Here is a 25,727-nt window from a genome sequence, read left to right as displayed (position 1 = left end):
CGCCGATCGCTCACCCGGCAGTCGTCAGCCGGCCGCGCAGACGGGCCGCGTCCTGGGCCGGCGGGAGGCCGTAGGCGCGTCGGTACTCCCTGTTGAACTGGGTGGCGCTCGCGTATCCGACGGCTTCGGCGGCCTGGGCCGCGGTGGTGTCCCCGCCGACCAGTAGGCGGCGTGCCTCCTGCAGGCGGAGGTGTTTCTGGAAGCGCATCGGGCTCATGCCGGTCGCGGCCTTGAAATGGCGATGCAGGGTGGCCGTGCTCATGTGCGCCGCCGCCGCGATCTCCTCCACGGTGAGCGGTGCGCTGTAGTGCGTGCTGATCCACGCTGCGGCGTCCCGGATCCGGGACGCGCCGGAGTCGACCGTCGCGAACTGGCGCAGGACCGGGCCGAGCGGACTGCTGAGGAGCCGGTAGAGGATCTCGCTCTCGGTGCGGGCCGCCAGGGGGTGGATGTCCTCCGGGGTGTCGAGCAGCCGCACCCACCGGGTGACCACGTCGACGAGTTCGGGCGTCATCGGTGCGGTGACCTGGCCACCTGGGCCGGGAAGCGCGCGTGGGCTTGTCTCGTCCAGTTCCAGCAGCAGATCCGTCAGCACCCGGCTGTCGAGGTGCAGCACCGCCGAACGGTACGGCGCCCGCTCGAAGGTGGCGGTGACCGGCAGCACGACCGAGCTCAGGAACATCTCCCCACGGCCGGCCACCCAGCTCCGGTCGCCCGCGAGGGTGCGCTTGGCACCGTCGGCGACGAAGCAGACCATCGGCTCGTACAGCAGGTCCCTGGCGGAGACGAGTTCGTCGAGCGCGACCACCGTCAGGCGGGGCACCGAGGTGATGGACCACCAGCCGTCCGTGTGCCGGGCGATGGCGGCGGCAAGCTGGTCAAGCATTGACGCACTCCCTTGGTGAGAGGATTGGGCAATCCTATGCGATCAACGCCCCATGACCCACGGTGGCCGCCCGCCTAGCGTGGACGGCATGACTCAGGACGACACGAACAAGGGCCTGCCCCGGCGCACACTCGGCACCCAGGGCCTGGAGGCCGGGGCGATCGGGCTCGGCACGATGGGCATGACCATGGCCTACGGCGCCGCCGACGAGCCGGGTGGCATCGCCACCATCCGCCGGGCCCACGAGCTGGGCGTCACCCTCTTCGACACGGCGGAGCTGTACGGCATGGGCACCGGCAGCAACGAACAGCTGCTGGGCCGCGCCGTGCACACCTTCCGCGACGACATCGTCATCGCCACCAAGTTCGGCTTCGACCTGACCGACCCGAACAAGATCGGGACCTCGCTGAACAGCCGGCCCGAGCACATCCGTGAGGTCACCGAGAACAGCCTGCGCCACCTCGGCACCGACCACATCGACGTGCTCTACCAGCACCGTGTCGACCCGGACGTACCCATCGAGGACGTGGCAGGCGCGGTCGGCGAGCTGATCGCCGAAGGCAAGGTGCGCTACTTCGGCCTCAGCGAGGCTGGCCCCGACGTCATCCGGCGCGCCCACGCCGTTCACCCGGTCTCCGTACTGCAGACCGAGTACTCGGTCTTCGAGCGCGCCGTCGAGGCCGAGGTGCTGCCGGTGGTGCGCGAACTGGGCATCGGCTTCGTGCCGTACTCGCCGCTGGGCCGCGGCTTCCTCACCGGAGCGGTGCGGCCCGCCGCCGAGTACCCCGCCGACGACATGCGCAGCTGGGACGACCGCTGGCAGCCCGGGAACTACGAGAAGAACCTTGCCGCCGTGCGCGGGCTGACCGAACTCGCGGAGTCCAAAGGCATCGCCGTCACGCAACTGGCCCTGGCCTGGCTGCTCGCCCAGGGCGACGACATCGTGCCCATCCCCGGCACCCGCAGCCCCGACCGCGTCGCCCTGAACGTAGCCTCCGCGCACGTCAGGCTCACCCCCGAGGACCTCGCCCACATCCACCGGATCCTGCCGCAGGGCGCCGCCGGCTCCCGCTATCCCGAGGCCATGATGCCGACCTGGTGACCGCGGCCGGTCGGTCCTACGCCGGAAGCAGCGCCAGTACGGCCACGACAGCCCGATGGTCCGTACCCGGCAGGGTGCGCTCGCCCACGGAGACCGCCGCCAGGCCGGAGCCGTGCAGGACGTGGTCCAGCTGGACCATCGGCGGCAGGAGCGGAAGGCCGACCGGCCAGGTGCGGGCCCATCCCCGGCCGAGTTCGGCGTGGGCGTCGGTGAGCCCGGCCGCCAGCAGCCTGCGCATCGGTGTGTGGTCGAGAGTGGCGTTGAAGTCGCCCAGGAACACGGCGTCGGAGCCGCTGCGCCGGGCGAGCGCGGCGAGGGCGGTCATGTCCCGCGTCCAGCGCCCCGCGTCTCCGAGGGGGTAGTAGGTGTGGACGGCCACGAGCTTCACCGTGCGCCCACCGACGCTGATCTCGGCGGTGGTCTGGGGCCAGGCGGTGTCGGTGTCCGTCGTACCGCCGTGGGACAGCGGGCGCCGCGAATAGATCGAGGAGTCGAACTCGGGGTGGAGCTCCTGGTACGGCATCAGCGCACCCAGACCCGCCTTGTCCAGCGCGGCCACCCCGGCAGCCGGCAGCTGCTCCAGGGCCAGCACGTCGATCCGCTCGGTGCGGACCAACTCCACCACCGCGCGCGGATCGGCGCCGCCGACATCGGTGTTGAGGGTGGCGACACGCAACTCCGCCGATCCCGACGGAACATGCCGCCCCGCGGGCACGAACCGCGGTACCAGCGCCCCCACCTGGACAACCACCAGAGTCGCGACGACGGCCACCGTCCATCGCGAGCGCAGACCGGGAACGGCCACCACGACGCCCAGCACCAGCACGCTGAGAACGGCCGAGTAGGGGAAGGGGAAGAGCACCATGGGCACCGCGAGGGGTGTTCCCGAGTCAAGTCCCGTCAACCGTACGAGAAGCAGCGCGGCGGATGCGGCCAGCGCGAGCCCGCAGCCAAGCAGCCCCCACCTACGCCCGCGCCGACTGCCCGTCCGCCGCCGGTCGGCGGCGCGCGGGGCGCCAGTCACCGTGCCTGTCATCCGTCCACCTTGGAATCGTGCCGGCGAGACGGTGGTGATCACCGGTCTCCCGGGACGGGGACGACAGCACGGGTGCGTACGGTTCCGGCTCTCGACGACGAGCGCCGCAGGACGGCGAGGCACCGGGTGAACTGTCGCCCGCTGCGCTCGGGTCAGACGGCCGCCTGCCAGCCGAGTCGCGGGCCGAGCTTGGTGGCGATGTCGGTGAGGATCTGGACGTAATCGGCGTGGTCGAAGGTGAAGGGCAGCGCGAACGCGACCTCGTCGATCTCCCGGAACGCCGCGTGCGCGTAGAGCTGTTCGGCGATCTGGTCGCAGGTGCCGACGAGATCGGGGGCGAACATCATGCGCGCCGGTCCCTGCGGAGTGGCGGTACGCGGTGTCCGCTTGCGGGCGTACTCCTCGTACTTCGCGCGCTGCTCCTCCGTGGCACTGTCCGTGGGGATGACGACGAGGCCCTGCGAGACGCGGGCGCGGTCTCCGTCGGGATGGCGGGCGCGGAAGGCCCGGATGTGCGAGAGCTGGATCTCGGCGAAGTCCTCTGACTCCTCCGCCTTCACCACGCTGCTGGTCAGGAAGTTCATGCCGTGTTCGCCGGCCCACCGAGCCGAGCGCAGGCTTGCGCCGCCGTACCACATGCGCTTCCCCAGGCCGGGGGAGTGGGGCTGGACGCGGTCGGAGAACACTTCGAAGCCCTCGACGCCGCTGAAGTCCGTGGCGGGTTTCCCGCGCACGAGGTCCAGCAGCCGTTCCATCCGGTCGTAGCTGAAGTCCTCCGCGTCGGCGGTGTCGGGGTAGAGCGCGTTCTTGACCCGGTCGTAGTGCATCGGCGGACCGACGCTGAGGCCCGGATTCAGGCGGCCACGGGACAGGATGTCCACCGTTGCCAGGTCTTCGGCCAGCCGGAGCGGATTCTCCCAGCCCAGAGGGATGACCGCGGTGCCCAGCTCGATACGGCTGGTGCGCTGTGAGGCCGCCGCCAGCACGGCGACCGGTGAGGAGATGCCGTATTGCAGATGACGGTGCCGCACCCACGCGCTGTCGAACCCGAGCCGCTCGCCCAGCTCGATGATTTCGAGCGTCGACTCGTGGCCCTGGCCGGGGTTCTCCCCGTCGAACAGTCCGATGGTCAAGAAGCCCAGCTTCCGCAACGGGTTTGAGGGCAGTGGCACAGGGCTCCTCCATCGTCCACGGCGAGTTCCGCCGAACACCAGCGCTACCGCCATTGTCGCAGGCGGGTAGGGTCGTCGATCGGGTGCTCCATGGGGGGCCGGTTGAGACACGGGGGCGCGACGCATGCCTACGCCTGAGGAAATCTGGGCGGACGCCGATCTGCCCACCCGTCGCCTCGCCGGGCTGGCTCTCAATCCGTCCGCCCCGGAGGATGTCCTGTTGCGGCTGCTCGCCGACGGGCCTTCGGCGGTACGCATGGTGCTGTGCCGGGATCGGGTTCTCCCCGACGCTGTCGTCGACGCCGTGGTCGAGCACCCCGACAGGTACACCCGCAGCTTCTTCGCGCGTAATCCTCATGTCGATCCGGCCCAGCGGGTACGCCTGCTGGAGGATCCGGACTGGTTCGTGCGCGCCCACCTGGCCGAGGGGCCCCGGGTGCCCTTCCCCGCCCGGCCCAGGCCGCTGCCCGACGAGGCAGTCGTGCACATGATCAACATGTATGAAGGTGAATTCCTGGGATCCCTCAACTTCTACCGGCAGATCTCTCCCGGGCTGCGCCGGTCCATGCCCACGCATCCGGACGCGAAACTCCGCGCTTGGGGGCTCAACGGGTGGAGGCAACTGCCTGCCGACACGCGGGCTGCGCTGCTCGCAGACCCCGACGACGAGATCCGGGAAAGGGCAAAGAGGCTTCTGCTGGAAGAGGATCCGGCATGGGTGGAGAGCGCACTACCCGCCCGCTCCTGCCACGGGCGCACCGACATGCTGCTCCACCAGGCCCTCAGTAGAACGGTCGTGGACAGCGTCCTCACCGCTCCGGCCGCCCCGTCGGACAAGTGGATGATCGCCGCGAACCCCAGCCTTCCCGCCGACGTGGTGGCCCTCTTGGCCGCCGATCCCGACCCGGAGGTACGGGGGACGATCGCGCACCGGGCGGACCTCGGCCCGTCCGAACGGCGCGCGTTGGTCGCCGATCCGGACCCGGATGTGCGGCGGAGAGTCGCCTGCCGCGCGGACCTCGGGCCCACCGAGCGCGGCGCCCTCGCTGTGGACCCCGAGCCGAAGGTGCGGCTGGCCGTGTCGGTCCACCCCGCGCTGAGCGAAGAGGAACGGGCCGGGATCGCCTACGAGGTCCCCATGGACCAGGACTTCGGCCTCCGGTACGTGTCCGAGGTGCCCCGCGACCCCGAGACCGTCCGCCGGCAGGCGCACTCCGGCCACCCGCTGCTGCGCCGGGAGGCGGCCGTCGACCCTGCGCTGCCACCGGACCTCGTGGAACTCCTTGCCGTCGACGACGACCTCGGTGTGCGCGTCCTGCTGGCCCAGAACCATCCGCACGCTCCGGCGCCGCTCCTGCTCCGCAGCTTCCTGGAGTACACCGGCCGCGAACGCGCGCACCTCGTCACGCGGCCGAACTTCCCCACCGCCGGGCTGGCCGCCTTCGCCGACCATGAGGATCCCGAGGTCCGGGCATTGGCGGCACGAGACCCCGCGACCGAGTCGGCAACGGTGGAGCGGCTGACCCGGGACCCGGACCCTGCCGTACGGGCCGCGCTGGCCCGTCACCCGAATCTTCCGCAGTCCCGACTGGTGGAACTGCTCGACGACGACGAACTGGCCCATGCGGCCGCCGCGAACCCGGCGTTGGACTTGGAGATCATCCGTCGGCTGGTCGCGACGGACGCAGGACCGGCGCGACCGTTCACGGTGTAGCAGGCCCCCGCCACGATGGCTGCCGTGAGGAACGGCTGCCGCCTCACGGGGCGGGATCAGTCGAGGTAGTCGGCGATGAGGGTGGCGAATTCGTCGGGCGCGGTCAGTTGGAGGCCGAGGGACTCGGCCTTGGTCCGCTTGGAACCGGCGTTGTCTCCGGCGACGACCAGGCTGGTCTTCTTTGAGACGCTGGAGGAGGAGCGGCCGCCGGCGCGCTCGATCAGTTCGTTCATCTGGTTGCGGCTGAGCTTCTCCAGTGGGCCGGTCATCGCACCGGTGACGACGACCGTCATCCCGGCCAGCGGTCCGCCCGACGGCTCCGCGGAGTCGCCTTCCGCGTCGACGGCGGTGGGGTCGGGCGGGGTGGCGCCCGGCTCGGTCATGTTCACCCCGGCCGCGGCGAGTTTGTCGATGAGCGGGGCGAGTTCGACGAGTTCGGCGACGATGGAAGGGGCCTTCTCGGTGCCGATGCCCTCGACCCGCTCCATCGTTTCCGCGTCGGCGGCACGGAGGTTGTCCATGGTGGCGAAATACCGGGCGATCCGACGGGACATGGAGCGGCCGGTGCCGCGGACGCCGAGCGCGCACAGCACCCGTGACAGTGGCCGCGTCTTCGCCGTGCCGATCGCCGCGAGGAGGTTGTCGGTGCTCGTCTCGCCCATCCGCTCCAGGCTCAGCAACTGTTCGCGGGTGAGGGCGAACAGGTCGGCCAGGTCGGCGACCAGGCCGGCTTCGACGAGCTGGACGACGCGCGTAGTGCCGAGGCCCTCGATGTCGAGCTGGTCGCGGCCGACGGCGTACGAGAGGGCGGCGACGAGGTGGCAGTTGCGGCCGCTCTCACAGCGCCAGCGCTGTTCACTGGTGTCGATAGCGGAACCGCATCGCGGGCACTCCTCGGGGAACGCGATGGGCTGTTCCTCGCCGGTGCGCAGGTGGGCGACGGGGGCTTCGATGCGAGGGATGACGTCGCCGGCCCGGTGGACCATGACGTGGTCGCCCAGGCGGAGGTCACGGCGGGTGATGTCGGCCGGGTTGTGCAGGGTGGCGTAGGTGATGGTGGCGCCGTCGATCTCGACGGGTTCCAGGACGCCACGCGGGGCGATGATGCCGGTGCGGCCCACGTTCCACTCCACCGCAAGCAGCCGGGTGATCTTCTCGACGGCGGGCAGCTTGTAGGCGATCGCCCAGCGCGGGGCGCGCGAACCGGATCCCGCGGCCTGCTGGTCGGCGGCCAGGTCGGCCTTGATGACGATTCCGTCGATTCCGAACGGCAACTCGGCGCGCATTGTGGCGATCTCCTGGACCCGGGCCAGGACCTGCTCGACCGAGTCGGTGGTGGTGCCGGGCACGGCGGTGGTGGCCGTCGTGTTCACCCCGAACCCCCCGGCCTGAGCCATGAGTTCACTGTGCGCGAGCTCGACCAGTCGCGTCGCGAGGGCCTCCTCCGTCTCGGGCAGCGGCAGCAGGCCGTAGCCGAAGAACGTCATCGGCACGGTGTAGGCACGCTCCTTGGCGCGCAGGGAGCCCGCCGAGGCGCCGCGCGGATTCGCGAACGGCTGCCCGCCGTGCGCGGTCCGGACCTCGTTGGCGTGCTCGAACTGCGCGGTGGTCATGAGGATTTCGCCGCGCACCTCCACCGTGACCGGTTCGGCCAGTACGGTCGGCAGGCCTTCGATGGTGCCGATCGCGTGCGAGACGTCCTCCCCGGCCGTCCCGTCGCCGCGGGTGATCAGCCTGGTCAGGCGGCCACCGGTGTAGCGGGCGGCGATCGCGAGTCCGTCCAGTTTCGGCTCGACGCTGAACCGTTCGACCTCGTGGCCGATCCGCCGGGCCAGTGACGCCGTCCAGGCGGTGAACTCCTCCGGCGAGAACACGTTGTCCAGGCTCAGCATCGCGACCGTGTGCGGCACATCCCCCTCAACGGCGCCGCCCGCGACCTTCCCGGTCGGCGAGTCCGGCAGCACCTGATCGGGGTGGTCGGCCTCCCATGCCGCGATGCCACGCACCAGCCGGTCGTACGCGTCGTCGTCCAGCACCGACGTGCCGCCCGTGTAATAGGCGGCCGACGCTTTCACCGCGTCCTCGACTGCCTGCGCATAGGCGGTGGCATCCACGATCACTGCAACTGGTGTGGTCATGTCCGTCATCTTGCCCGCCACCACTGACAATGGCCGTTTGCCGGATCCGCTCGGGCGTCAGGTGAGTTCGAGCAGTCCCCTGCGAACGGCTTCCGACACGGCCGCGGGCCTGTTGGAGACCTTGAGTTTGCGGTAGATCCGGACGAGGTGGGTCTTGACCGTGGCCTCGCTGAGGAACAGGGCCTCGGCGATCGCCCGGTTGCTGCGGCCCTCGGCCATCAGCCGGACGACCTCGATCTCGCGCCCGCTCAACTCATGGTCGGGACTGACCACTTGGCCGACCAGTTCACCGACGACCTCCGGAGTCAGCCCCACGGAGCCGGTGGCCGCGGTGCGGACGGCCCGGAACAGTTCCTCGGGCGGACCGGCCTTGGGCACGTAGCCGCGGGCACCCGCCTCCAACGCGCGGACGACATCGGTCCGTCCGGTGAAGCTGGTCAGCATCACCACCGCCACCTTCGGCGCCGAGGCGGCGAGCCGCCGGACGGCCTCGACGCCGTCGATCCCACCCCCGGAACTCCCGAACCTAAGATCCATCAGCACGACATCCGGCATCAATTGGGCCGTCAGCCGGACTGCTTCCTCACCGCTGCCGGCTTCGGCGATCACGTCGAGGTCCGGTTCGCCGTCCAGGAGGGCGCGCAGCCCCGCACGTACGACGGCATGATCGTCCGCGATGAGCACGCGCAGCGGTTCGGCGGTCATCCGGCGGTCACCGGGGGCAGGGGCGCGAACGGCCGCGGCCGGGGTTGTACGGAAACCGTGGCCCGAATCGTGGTCCCCCGGCCCGGCGTGCTCCTGACGTCGAGATCACCGCCGTATTCGCGAAGGCGTGCCCGGGCGGCGGGCAGACCCAGTCCGCGGCCCGTCCGCGCGGCGGTCACGAGGATCTCGGCGGGATCGAAGCCGATTCCGTCGTCGGACACTTCGAGGTCCACCCCCTCCGGCCGACGGCGGAGCGTGACCAGCACGTTCACCGCGCGGGCGTGTTCGCGCACGTTCGCGAGCGAACTCTGCGCGACACGGAACAGAGCGGCGGCCGCCTGCTCGTCGAGGACCGGCTGGTGCTCGCCGACCGACCGGAACCGCACGAGGGCGGTGGCCCCGCCCTCGGAGGTACGTGTGCACAGGAGACGCAGCGCGCCTTCGAGGCCCGTCTCGGCGACGTCCGACGGTGACAGGTCCCGGAGGATCCGCCGGGTCTCGGCGAGATTGGCGTCCAGGCCGTCGGCCACGGCACGGACGCGGGTCCGTGCCACGTCCGGCCGCTTCTCCCAGTCGCGCTCGGCGGCCTGGAGGAGCATCAGGCCGCCGGAGAGGTCCTGAGCCAGCGTGTCGTGCAGATCGCGGGCGATACGGGTCCGCTCCGCCAGGACGCCCGCCTGCCGTTGCTGCCTCGCGAGGACATCGCGCGTGTCGCGCAACTCCTCGACCAGGCGCTGGCGGACCGCGACGTCCCGCTGCTGGGCCCGGTAGAGGGCGACGGTTCCCCACACGGCCGCCACGGGGATCAGCACGACCTCGATGGCGAACCAGCTGTTCGCACGGATCAGTGCCACGACGAGTACGACGGTGATCACGGCCACGGCCGTCATCGAGGAGCGGCGGCCGAGCGCGCTCAGTGCCGTACAGGCCAGCGGGACGGCACACCACACGTACGCGGGCGTCATCGACGCCGGAGCGAGAAAGACGAGGACGCTCCATAGCAGGACCACCAACGGGATCCACGAGCACCGGACGAGCGGACCGAGCCGGTCCTGCAACACCAGCCCACCCGCGTACGCCAGCGCCAGCAGCGCGCTGACGGTCACGATGTACCAGCACAGCGGGGAATCGAGCCGGGCGAGCCGCACGAGGGAGGCTCCGACCACGAGGAAGAACGCGAAGTGCGACACGCCTTCGAGAGTGGGCCGACCTGCGCGAACGGTCGGCGGAGCGCAGTCGGGCACGGCAGATCCCCTTCGGCGGGCCAATCCCTTCAGCCAGGCCGGTGAGTCTATCGGCCGCTTGTATGACCCACGTGAAGAGTGGGGCTGTTGGGCCCGTCCACCGTGTGCTCGTAGGGACGGGCCAACAGCTCCGCCTGCCGACATGGCCTAGGCGCCCGGGTGCAGGCCCAGCCAGCCCGGCGTGGCCTCGCCCGTCACCTCGCCGAAGTACAGGGCGAAGGTCTGCTTCAAGCGCTCCACCTCGGCGCGGTCGGCCATGAACCGGGGGAATCCGATACCCACGTTCGGGTACTCCCAGACGGGCTTCAGGCCGGCCGGCGGCGTGACATCGGTGCGCACCGACCAGCCGTTGACGGACGCCTGCTGCCGGGCGGTCGAGAGCTGCCAGTTCAGATAGAGCTTGGCCGCGGTCGGATTCTTCGCCTGCTTGAAGATCGCGGCCCGCTGGCCCCACGCCATGAAGGGGTGGTCGCCCTCGGGGACGACCAACTTCGTCGGAGATGTGGCCGGTGGGACCGCCGAGCCGCCCACCCCGATGCCGATCGCCTTCTGCCCGGCGACGACCGCGTCCGACGGCAGGCCGCCCCGCGTGAACTCGACGTCCTGGGCGGCGAGCGCGGCGACCCAGTCCCAGCCGTACTTCTCCACGTACAGCGAGAAGAGGTAGAGGACCGCGTCGTCGTCGTGCGGGTAACGGGAGGCGATCCTGCCCTTCCACTTCGGGTCGATCAGGTCGAGCGGGGTCTTCGGGACGTCCGAGCCGGCCGCGGCGATGCCGTAGATGAAGCTGAAGGCGATCGCCTGGATGCCGACGCAGGCGCCGTTCGGCTCCTTGAAGGCGTCGTGGACCTTGGAGAAGCCGGCCGGCTTGTAGCGCAGCAGGCGGCCCTGCTTGTCCCAGCGCGTGAAGTCGTGCAGCGTCTGCAGTTGTACGAGGTCGGGGACGAGGGTGTCGGTCGCGAACTGGTTGTCGACGCGGACGTCGTGGAACTTGCTGTAGTCGACGATCAGGGTCAGGTCGATGTCGGGGAAGCGGCTGCGGAACGCCTGCCTGGTGGCTTCCTGCTGTGCCTGGAAGTCCCCGCCGGCGTAGACGACGAGCTTGTCGCCCTCGGCCAGCGCGGCCTGGTAGAGCTCGTCGAGTGTCCTGGTCTCCTCGGCTCCGGTGGTGGCCGTGGATCCGGCGGGGGTGGCCGCGGACGCGGGGGCCGCGGTGGCGCCGAGTGCGCCGAGGCCGAGGGCGGTACCGGTGGCGAGTACACGTCGTCTGCTGAGGTAGCTGGACACGCTGAGTGCCTCTCTGAGCGGGAGTGATGTCGTACGGGCCACGGCGCCATGGTCAGTGGTGATTCTGGCGCCGCCGAGAGGCACTTCGCGTCCACCGTACGGAGCGGTGAACGGGCAGGGGGTGGAAGCCGCGTTCAACCCAACGGTTGAACGACGTCGGCAGCCACTCCGAGCGGGGCGGTGACGGAAAAGGGGCGGCGAGCGCCCCCGGCTCCTGGGGCGCTCGCCGTCATGTTGTCGCCGCCGCCTCGGTGGGGGCGGCCGTGGACATGGATCCGGTCTCAGACCGCGGTGAGCCCCGGCTCGCCCGCCGCCACGGCCCAGGAAGCGGTGGTGCTCACCGGCGACTGGCGGACCGCGATGCTGTCGACGGTCCGGGCGTCGGTGGTCCACTGCTCCCGGCCGACGTTCAGCCGCAGGTATCCGCGGCGCGAGCCGTCGAAGTACCGGACGTGCGGATTGAGGAGCGGGTTGTACGCCTTGAGCGGGGCGTCGAAGGCGATGGGGAAGTCGGAACTGACGCTGGTCGCGGTGAACTCGACCGCGACCGGGTCGCTGTCCAGGTCGTCGCGGTCGATCCGCAGATCGCTGAACCAGGACGAGTGGATGTCCCCGGCGAGCACGACCGGATTGGCCACCCGGGCGTCCCGCAGGAAGCGCAGGAAGCGGGCCCTGGCCGGGTCGTACCCGTCCCACTGGTCGAGGTTCGCGATGGGCGGCAACGGGTGCGTCGGATCGAGGAAGTTGGGGAACCTGATCTGGCTCATCATCACCTGCTGGGCGATGACGTTCCAGCGCGCCGGAGAGCGGGTCAGCCCCTGCCGCAGCCACTTCTCCTGCGCCGCGCCGGTGAGTGTGCCGTCGGTGTTGCCCAGTCCCGCCGCGACGGGGCCGAAGTCGGAGAAGAAGCCGCCGGGCTGGTCGGTGCGGTACTGGCGAGTGTCCAGGACGTTCAGCCGCAGCAGGTCGCCGAAGTCGAAGCGGCGGTAGAGCCGGTAGTCCTGCGAGCCGTTGACGAACCTGCGCCGCAGCGGCATGTGCTCGTAGTAGGCCTGGTAACCGGCGGAGCGCTGGCGGGCGAAGGCGACGGGGTCCTGGTGCCGCGCACCGGTGTCGTCGATCTCGTCCACGATGCCGGCGTAGTTGTTCTCCACCTCGTGGTCGTCCCAGGTGACGATCCAGGGGAAGGCGGCATGGGCCGCCTGCAGAGCCGGATCCGTCTTGTACTGGGCGTGCCGGGCACGGTAGTCGGCCAGCGTGACCAACTGGTCGAGGCCGGAAGCCTGCGGGGCGGTGTGCAGCCGGTCCGCGTAGACGCTGCTGGGGTCGTACTCGTAGATGTAGTCGCCCACGTGCACGACCACATCGAGGTCCTCCTCGGCCAGCGCGGTGTACGCGGGCCAGTAACCGTTCTGCCAGTCCTGGCAGTTGACCAGGCCGATCCGCAGCCCGCCGGGGCGCGAGTGCGGTGCTGGGGCGGTACGGGTCCGGGCCGCCGGGCCGATCTGACGCCCCGTACGGAACCGGAACCAGTAGTCGCGGCCCGGCGCCAGGCCCCGTACATCCGCGTGGACGCTGTGCGCGTGCGCGGCCACGGCGGTCTCCGAGCCGCGCCGGACGACCCGGCGGAACCGCTCGTCGGTGGCGACCTCCCACTCCACGCGCACCGGACGGGTCCCCATGGACGCGGCGTCGTAGGGGTCGGCGACCAGACGGGTCCACAGGACGACCCCGTCCGGCAGCGGGTCGCCGCTGGCCACCCCGAGCTTGAAGGGATCCTGGTGCACCGGTTCCGCGTGCGCGGTACGGATGTTCAGCGCCTGCGCACCCGCGACGACGGCGGACCCGACCAGCAGGCCGCGCCGACTGAGGGCGGCGGGGCGGGGCCGGGGTCTGGCGGGGGACGAGGACGGTTCGTTCGTAGGTGACACCACAGGCCTCCGTATGCCGATGCATGGGCCGAGCCAAGGACCGGGGTGAGCCAAGCACATTGTGAAGGACCAGCCAAGAACAAGTACCGACTTGTGAGCGGCAGTTGGGGGCGGCGGCCTCCGTCACGAGGCGTGAGGACCGGCGTACGGGTTCGCCCGCCACGCGGCACTCCGGCCTGCAACCGGGCGCCCGAACCCGTACCGGGCTCAGGGCGCGCCTGTGGGCTGGGCTCGTGTCAGACCGCCGCCGTACCGTTCTGGCTCACTGCGGTGGGCAGTACGGACGGGGGATTTCCATGGGCAGCCACCACCAGACGATCGTCGACTTGGACGCGACGGCCGAGGACGCCGAAGCGCTCGCGGAGCGCACGGTGGCGTGGCTGGTCGCCGGGGAGATCGTGCTCGCAGAGCGCGTGGACTGCAGGTACGGAGGGCGGCCGGTGTACCTGCCGGGGGCGCGATGGTCACAGGTGACGGACGAGCGACGCCACCTGGAGTCCGACGGGCTGGCCGTGGTCACCGGCCGTACCGTGTTCTTCGGCCCGTTGGGTTCCGACAGCTCACCCATCTGCCCCCGTTGCGCTGGGGCGATCGCCGCCGAGCGGACACGTGACCCCATTCGCTCCGCGATGGACACTTGGTACAGGACGGGCGCGGCCGATGTGCGGTGCCCTGCATGCGGCCATCCGGCCCCGCTGCCCGAGTGGGCGTGGGAGCGCAACTGCTTCGGTGCGCGCCGCTCTACAGGGAGGCGAGTTCCCTTCGTCGACTCCGAGGAGTATCGATAGGTGATCCGTGCGTAGTTGAACAGCGGGGAGGGGGTACACGTGAGAATAAGTATGAAACCCCTGATCCCCGACTCTTTGCCGCTGGAGCGGCTGTCCTCCGCACCGTCACGATTACGTGCGCCCGGCGCGGTGGACGGTCTGTCGCGGTTGGGCTGGCTGGACGCGTTGCGTGGCATCGCGGCGCTGGTCGTGGTGTTCGACCACTCGTCGTACGCCTTCATGGCGGAGTTCCGGCGGGAGCTGATGCCGGAGTTCAACACCAGCCGGTACGGGATCATGGTGTTCTTCCTCGTGAGCGGCTACATCATCCCCGCGTCGCTCGAACGCCGGGGCAGCGTCCGGACTTTCTGGATCGGACGGGTGTTCCGGATGTACCCGTTGTGGGCGGCTGCCGTCGCCGCGGTTCTGGTCCTCAACCTGGTGGGCATCGCGGAGCTTCGCGCCGACTTCGGTCAGCAGAGCGCGGTCGCAGTGGCATTCGCGCATGTCACTCTGCTCCAGGAGTTGTTGGGGACGCCCAGTGTCCTCATTGCTCTGTGGACGCTCGCGTACGAGATGGCCTTCTACCTGCTGGTCGTCGCTCTCTTCACGGTCCGCATGCACCAGAGGTCGGCAGCGGTGGCCGTCACCCTGGCCGTGCTCGCGGCCGGCAGCGCGACGGCAGGGGTCACGCTGCAGGGCTCGGCCCTCTCCGGCCAGGTCGGCACCGGGGCGCTGATCGCGCTCGCCTCGATCACGATGGTGGTCGCCATCTGCTGTGCGAGCGCCAGGTCACCCGTGCTTCGTGTGTTCGGCGGCGTGTTGGGCGGGGTCCTGGCGCTCGGCCTGGTCCTTTTCAACGGCACGGTCCCCGCGTGGGAGGGCCTGGTGATCCTCGCCGTGATGTTCCTCGGCACGGCCGTCCACCGGGCCGAAAGCGGCCAGAGCAGCTGGCGGTACGCGGCCTGCACGGCCGCTGTGGTGCTCGCCTGCGCCGTGGGGAGCGCGTACTGGCACAGCGACAGCGCCCCCTTCACACGGCGCGGCTGGATCGTGGCCTTCCTGCTGGCCGTGCTCACCTTCGCCGCCGGACTGATGATGCGCCGCCGGCGGATACCGCGCTGGCTCACCGGACTGGGAACCATCAGCTACTCGGTCTACCTGATGCATCCCGTGCTGCTCGCGGTGACCGACGGCACGATCGGCCGCCGGCGGCAGGACGATCTCCTGCTCGAAGCGGCGTTCTTCGCCGTGCTGCTGCCGCTGTGCGTGCTGACCTACCGCTACGTCGAATCGCCCGGCCAGACCTGGGGCCGGACACTGGCACGCCGCGTGGAGCCGCTGCGGGGACGACATCCGCGGCGGTCCGCGCAGCGCGACACCAATGTCGTCACTAATGTCGTCGGTATGACCGAAAACACCCTGCGCTCCGTCACCATCGAGCGGACCGGCACCGGCCACTTCACGGCCACGAACGCGCGAGGCGGCACGATCAGCTTCGGCACCAGCTCCGATCCCGACGGTGGTACGGACTTCACCCCGGTCGAGCTGCTGCTCGCCGCGATCGGCGGCTGCACCGCGGCCGACGTCGATGTCGCCACCGCCCGCCACGCGGAGCCCACCGGGTTCACCGTCACGGTGACCGGCAACAAGACCAGCGACGAGCTCGGCAACCGAATGACCGACCTCGCGGTCACCTTCTCCGTAGCCTTCCCGGACGGCGAAACCGGCGACCGCGCCCGCGCGATCCTCCCTCGTGCCGTCAAGACCTCCCACGACCGGCTCTGCACGGTCAGCCGCACGGTCGAGATCGGCACGCCCGTCACCGCGACGGTGACGGACGTCTGACCCCACGGAGGCTTGGGCTCGCCTACGTCGTAATCTGCTGTCCCCGCCCGGTGGAAGAAGTGGATGGATTCGGGCTCGCCGCCGTGCTCGCCGCACACCCCGGTCTCCAACCGCGGGTTGACGGCACGCCCCGCCTCGACGGCGAGCCGCACGAGCCTGCCGACGCCCTCCTGGTCGAGGGTCTCGAGAGGCGACACGGCGAGGATCCCGTTCGCTGTCGTCGCGGCTGACCTCCCGGCCGCTGCGGCCGAAGCCGTTGACGCCGACGCGCACGGTCATGGCGATGAACTCCTTTGCGGGGTAGGGGTGGTCAGGCGGTCCAGGTCCAGTCGGCGACCTCGGGCAGGTCGGTGCCGTGTTCGCGGATCCAGGCGTGGTGGCGGGTGCGGGCGTCGGCCATCTGCTGGCGTACGGCGGCGGCGCGTACGGCGAGGCCGGGGACGCGGTCGATGACGTCCATGACGAGGCGGTAGCGGTCGAGGTCGTTGCGGACGACCATGTCGAAGGGTGTGGTCGTGGTGCCGGACTCCTTGTAGCCGCGCACGTGCAGGTTGGCGTGGCCGGTGCGGCGGTACGCGAGGCGGTGGATCAGCCATGGATAGCCGTGGTACGCGAAGATCACCGGCTTGTCGGTGGTGAACAGGCCGTCGTACTCGAAGTCGCTCATTCCGTGCGGGTGTTCCTCGCGCGGCAGCAGCCGGGTCATGTCGACCACGTTCACCACCCGGACGGCGAGCTCCGGCAGATGGCGGCGGAGCAGGGCGGAGGCGGCCAGGATCTCCAGGGTCGGTACGTCGCCCGCGCAGGCGAGCACCACATCGGGTTCGCCGCCGTTCTCGCTGCCCGCCCACTCCCAGATCCCGGCGCCGCGTGCGCAGTGGGCGCGGGCCTGGTCCATGGACAGCCAGTCGAAGCAGGGCTGCTTGCCCGCGACGATCACGTTGACGTAGTCGCGGCTGCGCAGGGCGTGGTCCGCCACGGACAGCAGGGTGTTGGCGTCCGGCGGCAGATAGACCCGTACGACCTCCGGACTCTTGTTGAGGACGTGGTCGACGAAGCCCGGGTCCTGGTGGGAGAAGCCATTGTGGTCCTGGCGCCAGACGTGCGAGGTGAGCAGGTAGTTGAGGGAGGCGATCGGGGCCCGCCACGGCAACTCCCGCGAGGTCTTCAGCCACTTGATGTGCTGGTTGACCATCGAGTCGACGATGTGGACGAAGGCTTCGTAGCAGGAGAACAGTCCGTGCCGGCCGGTGAGGAGATAGCCCTCCAGCCAGCCCTGGCAGAGGTGTTCGGAGAGGATCTCCATGACCCGGCCGTGCCGGTCCAGGTGTTCGTCCACCTGGAGGGTCTGGGCCTGCCAGGCCTTGCCACTGGCGTTGAAGACGGCTTCCAGCCGGTTGGAGGCGGTCTCGTCGGGGCCCACGAGGCGGAAGTCGCGTCGTCCCGACGTGTCCTTCATGACCTGTTCGAGGAGGTCGCCGAGGACCCGGGTCGGCTCGTGCAGGGCCGCGCCCGGCTTGTCGACGGGCACGGCGAAGCGGTCGAGTGACGGGATCGGCAGATCGCGTACGAGGAGGCCGCCGTTGGCGTGCGGTGTGGCGCCGAGGCGGCGGGTGCCCTCGGGGATGCAGGCGAGGACGTCGGCGCTGGGCCGGCCGTCGGCGTCGAAGAGCTCCTCGGGACGGTACGAGCGCAGCCAGGTCTCCAACTGCCGCAGGTGGTCCGGGTTTTCGCGTACGCCGGACAACGGGACCTGATGGGCGCGCCACGTGCCCGCGACCGGGACTCCGTCGACCTCGGCGGGGCCCGTCCAGCCCTTCGGTGTGCGCAGCACGATCATCGGCCAGCGCACGCGCTCGCTCACGCCGTCCTTGCGGGCCGTGCGCTGCATCAGCGCGATGCGGTCCAGGGCGTGATCGAAGGCGCCGGCCATGGCGCGGTGGACCTGGTGCGGGTCGTCGCTGGTGACGTGGATCGGCTCGTGACCGTATCCGCGCAGCAGTTCGTCGAGTTCCGACTCCGGGAGCCGGGACAGCACCGTCGGGTTGGCGATCTTGTAGCCGTTGAGGTGGAGGATCGGCAGGACCGCGCCGTCGTGGACCGGGTCGAGGAACTTGTTCGAGTGCCAGGAGGCGGCCAGCGGCCCGGTCTCCGCCTCGCCGTCGCCGATGACGCAGGCGACGAGCAGGTCCGGGTTGTCGAAGGCGGCGCCGTACGCGTGTGCGAGCGAGTAGCCGAGCTCGCCGCCCTCGTGGATCGAGCCCGGCGTCTCGGGCGCGACATGGCTGGGCACTCCGCCCGGGAACGAGAACTGCCGGAAGAGCCGGTCCATGCCCGCCAGGTCACGTGAGACGTCCGGGTACGTCTCGCTGTAACTGCCCTCCAGCCAGGAGTTCGCGAGCACCGCCGGGCCGCCGTGGCCCGGCCCCCACACGCACAGCGCGTCCAGACCACGGGCTTTGATCACCCGGTTGAGGTGGGTGTACACGAGGTTGAGGCCGGGCGAGGTGCCCCAGTGGCCGAGCAGCCGGGGCTTGATGTGCTCAGGCCGCAAGGGCTCGGTCAGCAGCGGGTTGGCCAGCAGGTAGATCTGGCCCACCGCAAGGTAGTTGGCGGCCCGCCAGTGGGCGTCCAGGGTGCGCAGTTCCTCGTCGGTCAGTACGGTGCTGTCCTGGTGTTCGACCTTGGTCATGGTGACTCCGTAAGTCATCGGAACACGTCGTTGAGGTACGTCATCGAGCGGAGGCGGCATGGCCGGGAAGAAGTCGGCGGCGCTGCCGCGTGCGGCGTACGAGCGGGAGCTGCTGCGTCTGCAGACGGAGCTGGTGAAGGTCCAGGAGTGGGTGCGGACCGAGGGCAAGCGGCTGGTCGTGGTGTTCGAGGGACGGGACGCGGCGGGCAAGGGCGGCACGATCAAGCGGGTCTCGGAGCACCTGAACCCGCGTGTCGCGCGGACCGTGGCGCTGCCCAAGCCGACCGAGCGTGAGCGCACCCAGTGGTACTTCCAGCGGTACGTCGAGCATCTGCCGGCCGCCGGGGAGATCGCGCTGTTCGACCGGTCCTGGTACAACCGCGCTGGTGTCGAGCACGTGATGGGCTTCTGCACGAAGGAGGAGCACCAGCTGTTCCTGCGCCAGTGCCCGATCTTCGAGCGGATGCTCGTGGAGGAGGGCATCCTGCTGCGCAAGTACTGGTTCTCGGTGAGCGATGCGGTCCAGCAGGAACGGTTCCGGCGCCGCTTGAAGGATCCGACGCGGCGCTGGAAGCTCTCGCCGATGGACCTGGAGTCGATCACCCGCTGGGAGGCGTACTCCCGGGCGAAGGACGAGATGCTGGTGCACACCGACGTCTCGGAGGCCCCGTGGTTCGTCGTCGAGAGCGACGACAAGCGCCGGGCCCGGCTGAACATGATCGCTCACCTGCTCGGCTCCCTTCCGTATCACGAGGTGCCACCGCCGGTGCTGGAGCTGCCGCCCCGGCCGCCGTCGACCGGCTACCAGCGCCCGCCGCGTGACCTGCAGACATACGTCCCCGACCACGCGGCGAGCCTCTGAGCCGGTCACGGTGCTCACGCCCGCTGCGGGACGACGGCGACCGGGCAGGCGGAGTGGTGCAGGACCGCGTGCGCGACCCGGCCGAGCTGGAGCCCGGAGTGTCCGTGCCGGCGGGCGCCGACGACGAGCAGGTCGGCGGTGGCCGAGGCCTCCAGCAGCACCTTGCGGGCGGGACCCTCGACGGTCCGCCGGCGCACCCGCACCGAGGGGTGATCCCGAGCGGCGTCACGCAGCGCGGCTTCCAGAATCTCCGTGGCCCGCTGCTCGTGGTAGCGGGCGGGTTCTCCGGTCGGCAACGGATGGTCGACGGTCTCGTGCGCGGGACACCTCCAGGCTCGTACCGCCTGCAGAGTGGCGTAGCGGTCCGCCGCCTCCTCGAAGGCGAAGCGCACGACCTCCGAGTCCGCAGGCTCCTCGCCGACGCCCAGCACGATGCGTTGATCGATCCCCGGCCTGGCCCGGAGGTCTCGGCTGCCGCGCAGCACGATCACGGGGCAGTGGGCACGGGCGGCGACCGCGAGGCTGACCGAGCCGAGCAGCAGCTCGGCGATGCCGCTGCGGCCGTGCGAGCCCATGACCAGCGCGGAAGCGTTGCGGCCCTCGCGCAGCAGGGCGGGCACCGGCTCTTCGGGCAGTACCTCGGTGGAGATCTTCACGTCCGTCTCGCGGCGGTGTGCACGCTTCGCGGCAGCCTCGACGATCTTGTCGGCCATCACCTGCTCCGAGGACCTGCCGAGGTCCGGGGCGAGCGCGGCCCCCTCGTAGCGCTCCCACAGCGAGGCGTACACCAGCCGCAGCGGCACCCCGCGCAGGGCGGCCTCGTCCGCCGCCCAGTCGACGGCGCGCATGCTGGGCTCGGAACCGTCGACGCCCACGACCAGCGGAAGCTCCATCGTCCTCACCTTCCCGCGCCGAGATCGAAGACGATCCGGGCCTTGATCTCGCCGCGCAGCACGTCCTCGATGGACTCGTTGACCGTGGCGAGGGACCGCGTCTCGTAGATGACCTTGGTGCGGCCGGCCGCGTGGAGCTGGAAGACCTCGGTCAGGTCCTGCCGGGTACCCACGATCGAGCCGATCACCGAGGTGCCCCGGAGGACGGTGTCGAAGATCGGGACCTGGATGGTGCCGTGCGCCGGCAGAGCCACCATCACCAGTTTGCCGCCGCGCCGCAGCCCGGAGTTGGCCGCGGCGAACGCGGCCTCGTTCACCGCGAGCGCGATGGCCACGTGCGCGCCGCCGTACCGCTGGAGTACCTCGCCGGGGTCGTGCTTGCGGGCGTCGATGACGAGGTCGGCGCCGAGTTCCGCGGCGAGTTCGAGTTTCTCGTCGGTGACGTCGATAGCCGCTACCTGCGCCCCGGCGATCTTCGCGTACTGCACCGCCAGGTGGCCGAGTCCGCCGACACCGGAGATCGCGACGAGCTGGGTGGGCCGGACGTCGGCGACCTTGAGGGCCTTGTAGGTGGTGACGCCGGCGCAGGTCAGCGGGGCGGCCTCAAGGGCGCTGATGCCCTGGGGCACCGGCTGGGCGAAGTCGGCCCAGGCCAGCATCTTCTCGGCGTACCCGCCGTCGCAGCCGTACCCGGTGTTGATCTGCTGCTCGCACAGCGTCTCCCAGCCGGACAGGCAGTGCTCGCACCGCCCGCAGGCCTTGCCCAGCCAGGGCACGGCGACCCGTTGCCCGAGGGCGAGGTGGGTGACGCCGTCGCCGAGCTTCTCGACGAGGCCGACGCCCTCGTGGCCGGGGACGAACGGCGGGGTGGGTTTGACGGGCCAGTCTCCGCGGGCGGCGTGGATGTCGGTGTGGCACAGCCCGGAAGCCTCGACGCGGACACGGACCTGGCCGGGGCCGGGCTCGGGATCGGGGCGCTCCTCGATGACCAGGGGCTCACCGAACGCTCGTACGACCGCTGCCTTCATGATGTCTTCTCCTCAGGGCGCGTCAGCTGTGCGGGACGACGGCTACGGGGGCGGTGGAGTGGTGCAGGACGGCGTGCGTGACCGGGCCGATGTGGGAGCCGAGGGGATTGCGCCGGATCCGACGGCCCACCACGACCAGGGAGGCCTCGCGGGAGGCGTCGACCAGGTGGTTCGCGGCCGTTCCGTACCGGGACTCCTCGACGACCTCGACCGAGGGGAACTTCTGCCGCCACGGTCGCAGGATGTCGCTCAGGGCGGTGGCCTCCTGCCGGGACAGCTGGTCGTGGAGTTCGATGTCTGCGGCGAGGCCGTATGCGTAGTAGGGCGGCGGGTTCCAGCCGTGGACGACCCGCAGGGAGGTGGCGCGGCGGTCGGCCGCGTCGAAGGCGAACTCGACGAGCGAGGGATCCGGGTCGTCGGTGGCCAGGCCCAGGACCACGGGCCGGTACGGGCCGGCGGCGGACGGGATGCCCGCCGGGTCCGCCAGGTGCTCGTCCGCGGCCTGTTCCCCGGCGCGGACCAGGACCACGGGCCGCTCGGCGTGCGCCAATACGGCCTGGCCGACCGAGCCCACCAGGAACCCGCCGACCCCGCTCATCCCGCGGGAGCCCAGGACGAGCAGCGCGCCGTCCTTCGCCTGGCGGGTCAGCACGTCGGCGGGCCGGCCGGAGAATTGCTCCGCGGTGATCTCGACACCGGGGTGCCGCAGCCGCAGGCCCTCGGCGGACTCGCGCGGAATCCGCTCGCTCCAGTGCTGCTGCGTCTCGGCACCGAGGAGCGGGGCCTGCGCCATGGGCTCCGGTACGGGCTCCCACACGTGGATCAGCTTGAGCGGCAGTCCGCGCAGCTTGGCCTCGCGTGCCGCCCATTCCGCGGCCGCCCGGCTCTCGGGCGAGCCGTCGAGGCCCACGATGACGGTGCGTGCCATGGTCTCCACCTCCTGAATCGGGGTTTCCGATTCCAGCGTCGTGTCGAATGGTTGTGTGGTGCAGGGGCCGGAGGTACCCGGCCGGGGCCGTTCGGCCCTATGTCCGGCGGACGCGGCGGGCCCGTGTCGGGTCCCGCCGCGTCCTGCCGTGGTCAGCGGAGCCAGCCGTTGGTGCGGACGAACGGCAGCCTGGCCCAGAGCTTCCCGACACCGAGCGTGTCGCCGGCGGAGGCCAGCGCGAGGGCGATCAGGACGACCGCGTAGATCAGGTGGTAGTCGACGAACGGGTTCGAGGACATGCTCGCCGAGCCGTCGGAGAGGTGCTTGGCGGGCGGCCACTCGGCGATCCACATCAGCGCCATCATCGCGGTGCCCGCGACGGCCGCGAGCCGGAGCGCGAAGCCGCCGACCAGGGCCAGGCCGACGCCGAGCAGTCCGGCCATGAACAGCCAGTTCGCCCAGGTGTCACCGGCCCAGGAGTGGAAGGTCGACTCCATCGGCCCGGCGGCAACGCCGCTGAGGAAACCCATGGTCGGCGAACCGCCGTCGATCCAGCCCTTGCCGGACGGGGTGGCGTAGCCGAACCCGAAGGTCTTGTCGAGGAAGGCCCACAGGAAGGCGAACCCGGTGAGCAGGCGCAGGGAGGCGAGGGCGTAGGCCCGCGCGGTGTAGGTGTCGGTGCGAGCCGACACGGCGGACTCCGGGGCGGAGGTGTTCCGGTTCCTGCGGAGCGACGGCAGGTGGAACCCCGGGCCCCGGTGAGGGTGCTCGTGTACGGCCATGGTGGTGATCCCTTCGGGAACGGTCCGGTCGGTGCCTGACACCAGTCACTCTGGTCGCGCGGGGCAGGAGCCGCCGGATGCCGAAGGTCCGCGACCATGGGGCTGAACGGCCCTTTCTGCAGGGCCTGTTGGGCTGCCGATACGGACGGGGGGCGGCTTGAGGTCCTTTTCGTGCCGGCCGGCGTCTCGCGGGCGTCGGCCGGCCGGTGGATCCTGAGGTCGCACACACGTTGTCCGGGCCGTGAATCCCGAGGTCGATCGACAGAAGGAGGCTCATGTCCCAGAGCTCGGGCGGACACGTTCAGGCGGTGCGCCGCCTGACACCCGGACTCGCCACTCTCCTGGGCTACCGGCGCTCATGGCTGAAGGGCGACCTGCTGGCCGGGGCGACGGTGGCCGCGTACCTCGTGCCGCAGGTCATGGCGTATGCGGGCGTGGCAGGCCTGCCGCCGGTCGCCGGGCTCTGGGCGATCCTGCCCGCACTCGCGCTGTACGCCGTGCTCGGCTCCTCGCGCCTGCTGTCGGTCGGCCCCGAGTCGACGACCGCGCTCATGACGGCCACCGTGGTCGGTCCGCTGGCCGCCGGGGACCCCGGCCGGTACGCCGTGCTGGCGGCCGCCCTCGCGGTGACCGTCGGGCTGCTGTGCCTGGTGGCGTGGGCGGTGCGGCTGGGCTTCGTGGCGGATCTGCTCTCACGGCCGGTGCTGATCGGCTATCTCGCGGGCGTCGCGCTGATCATGATGGTGGATCAGTTGCCCAAGCTCACCGGTGTAGGGACGACGGGCTCGGCCTTCTTCTCCAAGCTCTGGTCCTTCGTACGGCACCTGTCGGAGACCCATGCGCCCACGCTGGTGTTCGCCGCCGCCGTACTCGCGTTCCTGTTCACGATGGCGCGGTTCTTCCCCGCGGTGCCCGGCCCCCTGCTGGCCGTGGTGCTGGGCACGGCGGCCGTGGCAGTCTTCGACCTCGACGACCGGCACGGCATCAAGGTGATCGGCGAGGTCCCGTCGGGGCTGCCCGGCTTCGCCGTGCCGGACCTGACCGATCTGTCGCACCTGCTGTTGCCCGCCCTCGGTGTCCTCCTGGTCGGCTACACCGACTTCATCCTCACCGCGCGGGCCTTCCACGACCGCGACGAGGAGGGCTCAGGGCTGGACCCCAATCAGGAACTGCTGGCACTGGGCGCGGCCAACCTCGGCGCGGGCGTCGTGCACGGCTTTCCCGTGAGCAGCAGCGCCAGCCGGACCGCGCTCGCCTCTTCGGCGGGCGCCAGAAGCCAGGCGTACTCGCTGGTCGCCGGCGCGGCGATCCTCGCCGTCCTGCTCTTCCTCAGCCCACTGCTGTCCCACACCCCGTCGGCCGTCCTGGGCGCGCTCGTCGTGTACGCCGCCGTCCGCATGATCGACCTGGCGGGCTTCCAGCGGCTGGCGTCCTTCCGCCGCCGGGAACTGCTGCTGGCAGTCGGCTGTCTGGCCGGCGTGCTGGCCCTGGACATCCTGTACGGCGTGATCGTCGCCGTCGGCCTGTCCGTTGCGGAGCTGCTGACCCGCGTGGCCCGCCCGCACGACGCGATCGAGGGGGTGGTGCCCGGCGTGGCCGGCATGCACGACGTGGACGACTACCCCCAGGCCCGTACGATCCCGGGCCTGGTGGTCTACCGCTACGACTCCCCGCTCTTCTTCGCCAACGCGGAGAACTTCCACCGCCGGGCCCTGGCCGCCGTCGACGAACAGCCCGATCCGGTCCGCTGGTTCGTCCTCAACACCGAGGCCAATGTGGAGGTCGACATCACCGCCCTGGACGCCGTGGACGCCCTGCGCCACGAACTGACCGGGCGGGGCGTGGTCTTCGCCCTCGCCCGGGTGAAGCAGGACCTCATGGACGACCTGGAGGCGTACGGCCTGACGAAGTCCGTCGGCCCCGACCTGATCTTCCCCACCCTGCCGACCGCCCTGGCCGCGTACCGCGAGTGGAGCCGCGCTCAGTAGGCCGACAGCCCGTACGCGCCGAACTGGTCGCGGACCCGCTCGATCATCTCCGGGTCGGGACCCGGGTTGTTCCGCAGCGGGAAGGGAATGCCGAGTGCCTCGTACTTGGCGGCACCGAGTTTGTGGAAGGGCAGGACGTCGACCCGCTCGACATTGCCGAGGCCGGCGACGAACCGGGCCAGGCCGTCGACGGCCTCCCGGTCGTCGGTCCAGCCGGGGACGAGGACATAGCGGATCCACACCGAGGTACCCAGCCGATCGAGGCGGGTGGCGAAGTTGAGGGTGGGCGCGAGTTCGCCGCCGGTCAGCTTCCGATACGTGTTGACGTCGAAGGACTTGATGTCCAGGAGCACCAGGTCGGTGTCGGCGAGGAGTTCGTCGGTGGCGCGGGTGCCGAGGAAGCCGGAGGTGTCGAGCGCCGTGTGCAGTCCGGCTTCCTTGCAACGGCGCAGGATCTCGGCGCTGAAGGCGGGCTGGAGCAGCGGCTCGCCGCCCGTGAGCGTCACCCCTTGACCGGCCGTGGTGACGAAGTCCTGGCACTTCTCGATCTCCGCCATCACCTCGTCGGCCGTGACGTCCCGCCCGTCCCGCATGTGCCAGGTGTCGGGGTTGGCGCAGTACAGACAGCGCAGCGGGCAGCCACTGACGAAGAGGACGAACCGGGTCCCGGGACCGTCCACGCCGGTGGACAGGTCCCAGGAGTGGATCCGGCCGCTCGTCATCG

Annotated in this window: 20 protein-coding genes and 2 pseudogenes; 7 read left to right on the top strand and 15 right to left on the bottom strand. The window is 70.7% G+C overall.

All coding sequences use genetic code 11. From position 1 onward, the window contains the following. Positions 1 to 10 precede the first annotated feature (10 nt). Entirely contained in the window at positions 11 to 886 is an 876-nt protein-coding gene (locus tag OG219_RS45035) for an AraC family transcriptional regulator (protein ID WP_266837082.1), read from the bottom strand. An 88-nt stretch (positions 887 to 974) separates the two neighbouring features. Here OG219_RS45035 and OG219_RS45030 point away from each other — a divergent pair, with 88 nt between their 5' ends. Further along, a complete protein-coding gene (locus OG219_RS45030; protein WP_266837080.1) occupies positions 975 to 1,988 on the top strand; it encodes an aldo/keto reductase in 1,014 nt (337 codons plus the stop codon). Between the two features lie 16 nt (positions 1,989 to 2,004). Here OG219_RS45030 and OG219_RS45025 read toward each other — a convergent pair whose 3' ends face one another. Together OG219_RS45025 and OG219_RS45020 are read right to left on the bottom strand one after the other, a co-directional pair. Beyond that, the gene (locus OG219_RS45025) at positions 2,005 to 3,024 is read right to left on the bottom strand and encodes an endonuclease/exonuclease/phosphatase family protein (RefSeq protein ID WP_266837078.1); all 1,020 of its coding nucleotides are present in this window, start codon (positions 3,022 to 3,024) and stop codon (positions 2,005 to 2,007) included. Between the two features lie 152 nt (positions 3,025 to 3,176). Continuing rightward, positions 3,177 to 4,196, bottom strand: a complete 1,020-nt coding sequence (locus tag OG219_RS45020) for an LLM class flavin-dependent oxidoreductase (protein WP_266837076.1) — start codon at positions 4,194 to 4,196, stop codon at positions 3,177 to 3,179. Between the two features lie 124 nt (positions 4,197 to 4,320). On the opposite strand from OG219_RS45020, the gene OG219_RS45015 reads away from it, so the two are divergent. After that, complete coding sequence (locus OG219_RS45015) at positions 4,321 to 5,910, top strand: hypothetical protein (protein WP_266837074.1); 1,590 nt, start codon at positions 4,321 to 4,323, stop codon at positions 5,908 to 5,910. A 56-nt stretch (positions 5,911 to 5,966) separates the two neighbouring features. Here OG219_RS45015 and ligA read toward each other — a convergent pair whose 3' ends face one another. The 5 genes from ligA to OG219_RS44990 all read right to left on the bottom strand — a co-directional run bounded on the left by ligA (position 5,967) and on the right by OG219_RS44990 (position 13,215). After that, positions 5,967 to 8,048 (bottom strand): NAD-dependent DNA ligase LigA, encoded by a 2,082-nt coding sequence (gene ligA, locus OG219_RS45010; RefSeq protein WP_266837072.1) that lies wholly within the window; start codon positions 8,046 to 8,048, stop codon positions 5,967 to 5,969. Between the two features lie 57 nt (positions 8,049 to 8,105). Next, positions 8,106 to 8,753 carry a response regulator transcription factor gene (locus tag OG219_RS45005; RefSeq protein WP_266837070.1) on the bottom strand — a complete coding sequence of 216 codons (648 nt, stop codon included), beginning with the start codon at positions 8,751 to 8,753 and terminating at the stop codon, positions 8,106 to 8,108. Beyond that, positions 8,750 to 9,943, bottom strand: a complete 1,194-nt coding sequence (locus OG219_RS45000; protein ID WP_266837067.1) for a sensor histidine kinase — start codon at positions 9,941 to 9,943, stop codon at positions 8,750 to 8,752. Before OG219_RS45000 ends, OG219_RS45005 begins: the two co-directional genes overlap by 4 nt. Positions 9,944 to 10,144: 201 nt before the next feature. After that, complete coding sequence (locus tag OG219_RS44995) at positions 10,145 to 11,284, bottom strand: ABC transporter substrate-binding protein (protein WP_266837960.1); 1,140 nt, start codon at positions 11,282 to 11,284, stop codon at positions 10,145 to 10,147. A 281-nt stretch (positions 11,285 to 11,565) separates the two neighbouring features. Continuing rightward, positions 11,566 to 13,215: an alkaline phosphatase gene (locus tag OG219_RS44990; RefSeq protein ID WP_266837065.1), complete on the bottom strand. Its 1,650-nt coding sequence runs from the start codon at positions 13,213 to 13,215 to the stop codon at positions 11,566 to 11,568. Between the two features lie 296 nt (positions 13,216 to 13,511). Between OG219_RS44990 and OG219_RS44985 the strand changes: the two genes are divergently transcribed. From OG219_RS44985 to OG219_RS44975, 3 genes and pseudogenes are all read left to right on the top strand, one after another. Beyond that, a complete protein-coding gene (locus tag OG219_RS44985) occupies positions 13,512 to 14,003 on the top strand; it encodes a hypothetical protein (protein ID WP_266837062.1) in 492 nt (163 codons plus the stop codon). Between the two features lie 147 nt (positions 14,004 to 14,150). Next, positions 14,151 to 15,317: pseudogene (locus OG219_RS44980) on the top strand (acyltransferase family protein); the annotation flags it as partial. A gap of 72 nt (positions 15,318 to 15,389) precedes the next feature. Beyond that, positions 15,390 to 15,830 carry an OsmC family protein gene (locus OG219_RS44975; protein ID WP_266837958.1) on the top strand — a complete coding sequence of 147 codons (441 nt, stop codon included), beginning with the start codon at positions 15,390 to 15,392 and terminating at the stop codon, positions 15,828 to 15,830. 29 nt (positions 15,831 to 15,859) lie between these two features. On the opposite strand, the pseudogene OG219_RS44970 reads toward OG219_RS44975, so the two are convergent. Beyond that, positions 15,860 to 16,039, bottom strand: a pseudogene (locus OG219_RS44970) (putative PEP-binding protein); the annotation flags it as partial. A 101-nt stretch (positions 16,040 to 16,140) separates the two neighbouring features. After that, a complete protein-coding gene (locus OG219_RS44965; RefSeq protein ID WP_266837058.1) occupies positions 16,141 to 18,522 on the bottom strand; it encodes a phosphoketolase in 2,382 nt (793 codons plus the stop codon). A gap of 58 nt (positions 18,523 to 18,580) precedes the next feature. Between OG219_RS44965 and ppk2 the strand changes: the two genes are divergently transcribed. Then, positions 18,581 to 19,384, top strand: a complete 804-nt coding sequence (gene ppk2, locus OG219_RS44960) for a polyphosphate kinase 2 (RefSeq protein ID WP_266837055.1) — start codon at positions 18,581 to 18,583, stop codon at positions 19,382 to 19,384. A 14-nt stretch (positions 19,385 to 19,398) separates the two neighbouring features. Here ppk2 and OG219_RS44955 read toward each other — a convergent pair whose 3' ends face one another. The 4 genes from OG219_RS44955 to OG219_RS44940 form a co-directional block, all read right to left on the bottom strand. After that, entirely contained in the window at positions 19,399 to 20,277 is an 879-nt protein-coding gene (locus tag OG219_RS44955; protein ID WP_266837053.1) for a universal stress protein, read from the bottom strand. Between the two features lie 5 nt (positions 20,278 to 20,282). Then, positions 20,283 to 21,305, bottom strand: coding sequence for a zinc-dependent alcohol dehydrogenase (locus OG219_RS44950; RefSeq protein ID WP_266837049.1), 1,023 nt, complete (start codon positions 21,303 to 21,305; stop codon positions 20,283 to 20,285). Between the two features lie 22 nt (positions 21,306 to 21,327). Continuing rightward, the gene (locus tag OG219_RS44945; RefSeq protein WP_266837045.1) at positions 21,328 to 22,233 is read right to left on the bottom strand and encodes a universal stress protein; all 906 of its coding nucleotides are present in this window, start codon (positions 22,231 to 22,233) and stop codon (positions 21,328 to 21,330) included. A gap of 152 nt (positions 22,234 to 22,385) precedes the next feature. Then, positions 22,386 to 23,015: a DoxX family protein gene (locus tag OG219_RS44940; protein WP_266837042.1), complete on the bottom strand. Its 630-nt coding sequence runs from the start codon at positions 23,013 to 23,015 to the stop codon at positions 22,386 to 22,388. A gap of 275 nt (positions 23,016 to 23,290) precedes the next feature. Between OG219_RS44940 and OG219_RS44935 the strand changes: the two genes are divergently transcribed. Next, positions 23,291 to 25,003, top strand: coding sequence for a SulP family inorganic anion transporter (locus OG219_RS44935; RefSeq protein ID WP_266837040.1), 1,713 nt, complete (start codon positions 23,291 to 23,293; stop codon positions 25,001 to 25,003). On the opposite strand, the gene pflA is transcribed toward OG219_RS44935, so the two are convergent. Beyond that, positions 24,997 to 25,725, bottom strand: coding sequence for a pyruvate formate-lyase-activating protein (gene pflA / locus OG219_RS44930; RefSeq protein ID WP_266837038.1), 729 nt, complete (start codon positions 25,723 to 25,725; stop codon positions 24,997 to 24,999). The genes OG219_RS44935 and pflA overlap by 7 nt on opposite strands. Positions 25,726 to 25,727 lie beyond the last annotated feature (2 nt).

Origin of the sequence: Streptomyces sp. NBC_00038 (genome assembly GCF_026343635.1) — a bacterium.
Taxonomy (GTDB): domain Bacteria; phylum Actinomycetota; class Actinomycetes; order Streptomycetales; family Streptomycetaceae; genus Streptomyces.
This window is presented reverse-complemented; position numbering and strand designations above follow the sequence as displayed.